The organism is Pseudokineococcus marinus (genome assembly GCF_013004605.1).
In the GTDB taxonomy this organism is placed as follows: Bacteria; Actinomycetota; Actinomycetes; order Actinomycetales; family Quadrisphaeraceae; genus Pseudokineococcus; species Pseudokineococcus marinus.
In genome coordinates this window covers 1-8,723 of record NZ_JABEMA010000127.1, presented here as the reverse complement: position 1 = coordinate 8,723, position 8,723 = coordinate 1, and the positions used below count along the sequence as shown (strand labels likewise).

General features: G+C 78.4%; 5 protein-coding genes. 3 read left to right on the top strand and 2 right to left on the bottom strand.

Annotation, left to right across the window (positions count from 1 at the left end; all coding sequences use genetic code 11):
• Window positions 1-2,280, top strand: a 2,280-nt coding sequence (locus HLB09_RS09615; protein WP_212770841.1) for a putative bifunctional diguanylate cyclase/phosphodiesterase, incomplete at its 5' end; no start/stop codon positions are given.
• A gap of 50 nt (window positions 2,281-2,330) precedes the next feature.
• On the opposite strand, the gene gndA is transcribed toward HLB09_RS09615, so the two are convergent.
• Window positions 2,331-3,764, bottom strand: coding sequence for an NADP-dependent phosphogluconate dehydrogenase (gene gndA / locus HLB09_RS09610; RefSeq protein WP_409372994.1), 1,434 nt, complete (start codon window positions 3,762-3,764; stop codon window positions 2,331-2,333).
• A gap of 556 nt (window positions 3,765-4,320) precedes the next feature.
• On the opposite strand from gndA, the gene HLB09_RS09605 reads away from it, so the two are divergent.
• Both HLB09_RS09605 and HLB09_RS09600 read left to right on the top strand, forming a co-directional pair.
• A complete protein-coding gene (locus HLB09_RS09605) occupies window positions 4,321-5,076 on the top strand; it encodes a haloacid dehalogenase-like hydrolase (protein ID WP_171203162.1) in 756 nt (251 codons plus the stop codon).
• A 215-nt stretch (window positions 5,077-5,291) separates the two neighbouring features.
• Window positions 5,292-7,469 (top strand): HNH endonuclease signature motif containing protein, encoded by a 2,178-nt coding sequence (locus HLB09_RS09600; protein WP_246234976.1) that lies wholly within the window; start codon window positions 5,292-5,294, stop codon window positions 7,467-7,469.
• A 34-nt stretch (window positions 7,470-7,503) separates the two neighbouring features.
• Here HLB09_RS09600 and HLB09_RS09595 read toward each other — a convergent pair.
• The coding region (locus HLB09_RS09595) for an isochorismate synthase (protein ID WP_212770840.1) at window positions 7,504-8,723 on the bottom strand (1,220 nt) is incomplete at its 5' end.

The following is an 8,723-nucleotide window of genomic DNA, read 5'->3' as shown; positions in this document are numbered from 1 at the left end:
GCGGCGCCCGGCGTGCGTCCCGGGCTCCTGGCCGCCGCGGCCTGGGCCGCGGTGGCCGCCGTGCTCGCCGGGGTGGCTGTCCACCGGCCGCCGCACCGCCGTGCGTGGGCCGCCACCGGCCTCATGCTCACGTGCTGGGCCGTCGGCCACACGGCCGCGCTGGTCGATCCCGGCGGGGACCTCCCGCAGGACGCCGTGGTGGTGGGCCAGGTGGTGGGTGCGGGCGTCGTCGTCCGCCTCGTCGCCGGGGGCCTCCCGCGCCGGCGCCGGCGCCGCCGCGAGGGCGACCCGGGCGTCCTGCTCGAGCACCTGCTGCTCGCCGCGGTGGTGGCGCTCGCGGTGGCCGACCTCGTCGCGCGCCTCCTGCGGGACGGGGCCAGCGGCTCGGGAGCCACGGGGGCCGCCCTCGACGTCGTCCTGCTCGCCCTGGTCCTGCGCTTCGCCCTCTCGCGGTCCGAGCTCGGCGCCTCGGCGCGCCTCCTCGTCGTCGGCGCCCTGACGGGCGTCGGGTACCACCTCGGCGCGGCCGTGCACCCCGCCGCCGCCGCGCCGAGCGGCTTGCTGCAGGTGCTCGGCGCCGTCTGCCTCGTCGTGCTCGGCGGCGCCGCCCTCCTGCCTTCCATGGACGGGGCGCTCGAACCCGGCGCACGCGCGTGCCGACCGGCCTCCGGGCGCCTCCTCGGCCTCGTGCCCCTCGTCGTCGTGGCCCCGGCGCTGTGGGCGCTCGACCGCACCTCCGGCAGCGCCGCCCTCCCGGCCGGCGCGGTGGTCGGGGGCGGGGCCCTGCTGGCCGCCCTCGGCATGCTCCGCGGCGTCGTGGCCCTGCGGGCCAGCGAGCGCGCCGCCGACCACGACGCCCTCACGGGGCTGCGCAACCGCCGCGGCCTCGACGCCGCCTTCCGCCGCATGGTCCGCGGACCCGACGGCCTCCTGCTGTGCCTCGTCGACCTCGACGACTTCAAGGCCGTCAACGACACCCACGGCCACGAGGTGGGGGACGAGCTCCTGCGCGACGTCGCCGCGGCGCTCGTCCGCGCGGCCGGCCCGGACGCCGTCGTCGCGCGCCAGGGCGGCGACGAGTTCGTCGTCCTCCTGCCGGCCACCCCGGAGCCGCTGGAGCCGGGCGCGTCCGCGTCCGGGGCCGTCGACGCCGAGCGCCGCCGGCTCCACGACGGGACCCCCGGGCGCCTCGTCGAGGCCCTGCAGCGCCCGCGCACCGTCGCCGGCCACGACCTGCGGGGCAGCGGGAGCGTCGGCGTCGTCCACGTGCGCGCCCCCTCCTCGCTGCCGCAGGCGCTGACGCGCGCCGACATCGCGCTCTACGAGACGAAGGCGGCGGGCAAGGCCGGGGTGACGACGTACCGGCCGCGCATGCGCACGCAGGTGCAGCGCCGCCAGCGCCTCGCGGAGGACCTGCGGCTCGTCCTCGAGGGCGCGCCGGCCGCCCGGGTGGGGTCGCTCGTCGTCCACCACCAGCCGCTGGTGCTCCTCGAGACCGGGGAGGTCGTCGGCTCCGAGGCGCTCGTGCGCTGGCACCACCCGCTGCTGGGCCTGCTGCCGCCCGCCGACTTCCTGCCCGTCGCCCACGAGGGGGGCCGCGACGTCGACGTCGACGCCCACGTCCTCGACCTCGCCCTGGGCCAGCTCGCCGACTGGCGCGGCCGGGGGCTCGACGCCGTCCCGGTCAGCGTCAACGTCACCCCGGCGAGCCTCGTCGAGGGGCGCCTGGCCTCACGGGTCGAGCGGCAGCTGCGGCGGCACGGGGTGCCGGCGTCCCTGCTGCGGCTGGAGATCACCGAGCACGAGCAGGTGCCCGCCTCCGCGGCCGTGGTGCGCGAGCTGCGGGCGCTGCAGGACGCGGGCGTGCGCATCAGCCTCGACGACTTCGGGGCCGGCTACACCTCGCTGGGGTACCTGCAGCGCTTCCCCGTGTCCCTGCTCAAGCTCGACCGCTCGCTCGTGACGTCGCTCGAGGAGGACCTCGACCTCCTCGCCGGCATCGCGGCGATGGCGCGGGCGCTGCGCCTCGACGTCCTGGCCGAGGGCGTCGAGACGACCGAGCAGCGCAGCGCGCTCGTGGACCTGGGCATCCGCTACGGCCAGGGGCACCTGTTCTCCCCGGCGCTGGCGGCCGAGCACATGGCGGGGCTCCTGCCCGTGGTGCCTCCGGTGCCGGGGGCGCGGCCGACCCGGTCGACGGGCGGGCGCGCCCCCGTGCCGGCCCCCGCCGTCCCGCTCCAGGCGCTGCCGTCCGCGCCGCTCCCGGACGCCGTCCCCTGACGACGCGGGCCCGGCACCCCAGGGTGCCGGGCCCGCGCGGACGGGCGGGGTCAGTGGGGGCTGTGCGAGCCCTGGTCCTGGGTGTCCTGCCGCTCCTCGGAGCCGTCCTCCGACCACAGCACGTGGTAGGTGCCCTCGGCGTCGACGCGCCGGTAGGTGTGGGCGCCGAAGAGGTCGCGCAGCCCCTGGACGAGGGCGGCCGGCAGGCGGTCCCGGCGCAGGCCGTCGTAGTACGCCAGCGCGCTCGAGAAGCCGGGGGCGGGGACGCCGAGCCGGACCGCCGTGGCCACCACGCGCCGCCAGGCGTCCTGCGCGTCGGCGACGGCCTCGGCGAAGTAGTCGTCGAGCAGCAGCGAGGCCAGGTGCTGGTCCTTGTCGTAGGCCTGCTTGATGCGGTCGAGGAAGCGGGCGCGGATGATGCAGCCGCCGCGCCAGATCGTCGCCATCATCCCGCGGTCGATGTCCCAGCCGTACTCCTGGCTGGCCGCGGTGATCTGGTCGAACCCCTGCGCGTACGCCACGACCTTGGAGGCGTAGAGCGCCTGGCGGACGGCGTCGACGAAGCCCTCGGCGTCGGCGCCCTCGAGGCGGCCGCCGCTGGGGCCGGCGAGGCCCCTGTCCAGCACCGCCTTCCGCTGGCCCGCGGCGCCGGAGAGGGCGCGCGCGAAGACCGCCTCGGCGATGCCGGTGACGGGCACGCCGAGGTCGAGCGCGGACTGCACCGTCCAGCGGCCGGTGCCCTTCTGCTCGGCCTGGTCGACGACGACGTCGACGAACGGCTTCCCCGTGCTCGCGTCCTCGTGGCGCAGCACCCGGGCGGTGATCTCCACGAGGAAGGACTCGAGGTCGCCCTCGTTCCACTCGTCGAAGACGTCGGCGAGCTGGGCGGGGGAGAGGTCGAGCCCCTGGCGCAGGAGGTCGTAGGCCTCGGCGATGAGCTGCATGTCGGCGTACTCGATGCCGTTGTGGACCATCTTGACGAAGTGGCCCGCGCCGTCGGGGCCGACGTAGGTGCAGCACGGGGTGCCGTCGACGTCGACCGCGATGTCCTCGAGGATCGGCCCGAGGGCCTCGTAGGACTCGCGCGAGCCGCCGGGCATGATGCTCGGCCCCTCGAGGGCGCCCTCCTCGCCGCCGGAGACGCCGGTGCCGACGAAGTGCAGGCCGCGCTCGCGCAGGTCGTGCTCGCGGCGGCGGGTGTCCTCGTAGTGCGCGTTGCCGGCGTCGACGACGATGTCGCCCTCCTCGAGGAGGGGCACCAGCTCGTCGATGACGGCGTCCGTCGCCTTCCCGGCCTTCACCATGATGATCACGCGGCGCGGCTTGGCGAGGGAGGCCACGAAGTCCTCGAGCGAGTGCGACGGGCGGAAGTCGCCCTCGTCGCCGTGCTCGGCCACCAGCTCGTCGACGCGGGACGCCGTCCGGTTGTGCACCGCCACCGCGTGACCGTGCCGGGCGATGTTGCGGGCCAGGTTGCGGCCCATCACCGCGAGGCCGGTGACGCCGACGTCGGCGAGGCCGCCCGGGTCCGGCTTCGCGGGGGTGCCCGTGCTCGAGGTCGTGTCGGTCGTGCCGGCCATGCGGTCTCCCGGAGGGGGTCGGGGCCGCCGCAGCGGCCCGGGGCGGGGTCAGGGCGCTCGGGGGGAGCGTCGCGCCCGCCGGCGCGGGGCGCCGGGGGCCGTTGCCGATCGTGCCCGACACCGCCGCGCCCGGCAGGCCGGTCCGTCCGCCGGACCCGCGGTGCCGTCGTGCGCTCGACCGGGGAGCCCTCGTCCGCCGGGCCGGGGCGCGCCCGTCCGAGGTCGCCGGTGGAGGACCGCCGGCCGTCACCGGGACTCGGGCGCCGCCGTCGTCGGGGCCAGGCGCAGCCGTCGCCGTGGCTCAGGCGCAGCCGTCGCCGTGGCTCAGGCGCAACCGTCATCGAGTCCAAGCGGAGCCGTCACCGGGGCTCAGGCGTCCGCCGTCGCCGGGGCGCGAGCGGGCCGGTGTCGTCGTGGCGCGCGGCGAGCGGGGAGGGTCAGCGCCTGCCACGGTGGCGGCATGGGCTCCTCCGCGCCGACGTCGCCCGACCGCGGCAGCGGTGGTGGGGAGCGCGCGACGGTCGTCGTCGACCTCGACGGCACGCTCGTCGCGGGTGACGCCTTCGGCGCCCTCCTGCGCCACCTGCTGTCCCGCCACCGGTTGCGCCTGCTGGTGGCCGTCGTCGCCGCGCCGCTGTGGGGGCCCGGGCTGCTGCTGGCGCCGACGCGCTCGGCGGCCGAGCGCGGGCTCGTGTGGCTCGCCGGGCTGGGCCTCGACGACGAAGCCTTCGCCGCCGAGGTCCGGCGCGTCGCCGCCGTCCACGCGGGTGGGCGGCGGGTCGCGGGCGCGGGGGTGGCGCGCGTGCGCGAGCACCTGCGCCGCGGGGACCGGGTGGTCCTCGCGACCGGGTGCGCGGAGCCGCTGGCGCTGGCCGTGCGCGACGCCCTGGGCCTGCGCGAGGTGGAGGTGGTCGCGACCCGGCTGGTCCGCCACCGCTGGCGACCGCCGCCGCCCGTCGTGCACGCCCGAGGGCCGGGCAAGGTGACCGCTCTGCGAGCGGCGGGTGTCGAGCTGCCCGTGGACCACGCGTACTCCGACAGCGCCCGCGACCTGCCCCTGCTGCGCGGGGCGCGGGTGCCCCACGTCGTCGACCCGACGCGCCGAGACCTGCGCCGCCTGCGCAGGGGACTGGGCCGGGATGTGGACGTGCTGCGCTGGGCGGGGACGAGGTCCGCCGGCGCCAGGGGCGGCGAGGTCGGCGCGCGACGCGCGTGAGAGGTCGGTCTCCGGTCTTAGGTCTGCGGTCTCCGGTCGGCGAGACGGCTGGCGGCGACGCCGGTCGACTCCTGCGCGAGGCCGGCGTCGTGAGCCGCGGCGACGCCGGTGTCCGGCGGTCGCGCACAGGTCGGTCGAGCGGGGCGTCGTCCACAGGCCGCAGGGTCGTGGGGGCGTCATCGGACCCCGCCCCTAGCCTCGTACACGTGTTCGAGATGGGCGTGAGCGGGGCTGAGGGGGACGACGCCGTCCCGCCGTCGGCCTCGCCGCGCGCCGGTCGGGGTGCGGGCTCCCCTGACGTGACCGGTGCTGCCGCGGGCGAGGACGGCGGTGTCGTCGAGCTGGTCGGCGAGGTCGGTCGGGTGCGGTCGGAGGTGCGGGCCGGGACTCTGGGTCGGGTGCAGGCGGTCGTCGCGCTGGAGGTGGCGCGGTCGAGGGCGTGGGCGGGGCTGCTGCGGCAGGTCGCCGCGCTGGTGGACGAGCTGGGCGCGTCGGGTGGGCCGGCGGCGCCGGTGGCCGACGCTGGTGACGGCGCCGGGCGGCCGGGTGCGGTCGGTGTGGTGACGCTGGCGGAGACCTCCAGTCCGGGGGCGGGGTCGGGGCGGGATGCGGGTGTGGCGTTCGAGGCCGCGGCGGCGGAGCTGGCGGTCGCGCTGGTCGTGCCGCTGCGGCGGGCGCAGGAGGTGGTCGCCGAGGCCCTCGCGGTCACGACCCGGCTGCCGGTGACGCTGGCCGCGTTGGAGGCCGGGCGCATCGACCCTCAGCGCTCCCGGCTGGTCGCCGACGAGACCGTCGCCCTCTCGGCTCCTCACGCGGCGGCGGTGGATGCGGCCCTGGCCGGCGACCTGAGCTCGTTGACGGTCCCGGCGCTGCGGGCGCGGGTGCGGCACCTGGTCGCCACGATCGACCCCGAGGCGGTGCGCCGGCGGGTGCGGCGGGCGACGTGCGCCCGCGGGGTGCGCCTGTTCCCGGTCGCGGACGGGATGGCCCAGCTGGTCGCGACGGGCCCGGTGCTGGACCTGGCGTGCGTCTTCGAGCGGTTGACCACGCAGGCCCGGGCCCGGGCCGGGGAGCACGGCAGGACCGACCCGCACGCGGCGACGTCCGCCGGCCTGGACGCCCTCAGCGATGCCGCCGCGGCCGGGTTGCCCGACCGGCGAGGCATCGACGCCCGCCGCTTCGACGCCCTCGTCGACCTCGCCACCACCACCGACCTCACGACCACCGACCTGCCCACCAGTGCTGGCGCCGGTGCTGCCACCCGCGCGGACGCCAGCACCAGCGCAGGGGAGGGTCCGGCCGCCACGACCACGAGGGTGGCGCGGGCGCGCAGCCCGCACGGCCCGCAGGTCACCGTGGCCCTGTCCAGCCTCCTCGGCCTCGACGACGACCCCGCCCAGCACCCCACCCTCGGACCCGTCCCCGCGCTCGCCGTCGCCGAGCTCCTCGCCGCCGGGCACCGCTTCCGCCGCGCCCTGACCGCACCGCTCACCGGCCACCTCGTCGGCCTCGACGGCCACCTCCTGACCCTCGACCCCACCACCATGGCCGCGCCGCTGTCCGGTCCGTCGGGGAAGGGCACCCGGGCCGCACCAGCGCGCCGCGGCCGCAGGGAAGCCGTCACCGTGCGCGTCGACACCCCCGACGACCGCCCGCCGTCGCCACCGACAGCACCGGCACCTGACATGACTGCCGCAGCCGCAGCGCCGCCGCCTTCCCCGCCCGGGCCGGTGACGGGCTCCTCAGCCTCGCTGCACGCCTCGCTGCGCCGCGCCGCCCGACGGTCCGCCTGCTCCTACGCGACCGCGACCGGAGGGCCCGGCCCGTACGCGCCAACCGACGCCTGCGCCCGCTGGGTGCGCACCCGCTCACCCCGCTGCCAGGCCCCCGGCTGTCGCATGCCCGCGACCCGCTGCGACCTCGACCACCGCGTCTCCCACGCCACCGGTGGGCCGACCTGCCCGTGCAACCTCGACGTCCTCTGCCGGCGTCACCACCTGGCCAAGCACCACTTCGGATGGACCGCCGTTCCGACCTCCGACGACCCCACAGACCCGGGGCTCACCTGGACCACCCCGCTCGGGCAGGTCGTCCACGTGCCCGCCCGACCGCTGCTGCCGCGCCCCGCACCGCCCATCACTGACGCCGTCCGCGCCGCGATGAGGGCTGATGCCGCGGCCGCAGCCGCGCTGGAAGAGGGGCTCCTGGGCGCCGCGCGCTACCCCACCCGCGACTCCGCCGCCCAGGACCTCGACCGCCTCCACGCCGAGCTCGCCCGCCAGCAGCGTGAGCTCGAGGGCGGCGGCCCGGTGCCTGCTCTTCCCGGCGACGACCCGAGCGGCGCCACGGGCGGAGGAGGCGGGTGGGGCGAGGGGAGCCTCCCGCCCTACTGACGACCCGCCCGGTCCGCGAGGCCGGCTGCGGGCGTCAGGCCCCGAGCGCGGAGCGGAGGAGGGCGAGCTTGGCCGTCGTCTCCGCCAGCTCGGCGTCGGGGTCGGAGCCGCGGACGATGCCCGCGCCCGCGTGCAGCCGCACCGAGCGCCCCTGGACGACGCCGCAGCGGATGGTGACGGCCCACTCGCCGTCGCCCGAGGCGTCGGTCCAGCCCACGGCGCCCGCGTAGAAGCCGCGGTCGACGGGCTCCAGCCGGTCGATCGCCGCCCGGGCCGGGCCGGACGGCGTCCCGCCGACGGCGGGCGTGGGGTGCAGGGCGCGCGCGAGGTGCAGCGAGGTCGTCGAGGGGTCGGCCGTGCGCCCTTCGAGCCGGGTCGCCAGGTGCCAGACCGTCGGCGTGGCCACCAGCTCGGGAGCCTCCGGGACGACGAGGTCGGCGCACCACGGCCGCAGAGCCCGCACCATGGCCTCGACGACGAGCGCGTGCTCGCGGCGGTCCTTGTCCGAGGCCAGCAGGGCCCGGGCGCGCGCCGCGTCCTCCTCGGGGTCGGCCGCGCGGGTCGTCGAGCCGGCGAGCGGGGTCGCGAGGACGCGCCCGGCGGTCAGGGACACGAGCAGCTCCGGGCTCGCGCCCACGAGCACCGGCGGACGCCCGACCACGCCCGAGGCCGTGGACGTCACCCCGCCGGCGTCCGCCGCCAGGGGCACGGAGAACACGCGGGCGTCGTCGTCGGGGCGGGCGAGCGCGGCGACGAGCGCCCGGACGTCGACGTCCTCGCGCGCCGTCACGTCGAGCGCCCGCGCCAGCACGACCTTCTCGAGGTCCCCTGCTCCGAGCAGGTCGAGGGCGGTGCGGACGGAGTCGCGGTACACGTCCTCCGCCGGGGACGGCTCCTCGGCGACGACCACCGGCGCGGCGCCGCCCGCGGCCGCCGGGCCGAGCCGCCCAGGGGCCCGCAGCAGCCGCTCGGGCCTCACCAGCGCCGCCGGCTCACCGGTGCGGAAGGGGAGCGCCCCGACGACCACCGCCTCTCCCGCGCGCGAGGCCGCGACAGCGCGGAGCCGGTCGGCGACGGCGCCCGGCAGGTCGACCGTCCACGGCAGGTCGAGCCGCTCGGCCGTCCCGCGCGCGAGGGCGGTGCCGCGGGCGGACGACCACAGCACGTCCTCGTGCGGTCGCAGGGCCGCGAGCAGGTCCGCCGCAGCGGGCGTGCGCTCCCCGCCCTCGCGGGGCGGGGCCACGGGGGGCGCCC

Coding starts and splice junctions, on each gene's coding strand:
- HLB09_RS09605 (WP_171203162.1), top strand. CDS start 4,321: ATGGGCTCCTCCGCGCCGACGTCGCCCGACCGCGGCAGCGGTGGTGGG.
- gndA (WP_409372994.1), bottom strand. CDS start 3,764: ATGGGCCGCAACCTGGCCCGCAACATCGCCCGGCACGGTCACGCGGTG.
- HLB09_RS09600 (WP_246234976.1), top strand. CDS start 5,292: ATGGGCGTGAGCGGGGCTGAGGGGGACGACGCCGTCCCGCCGTCGGCC.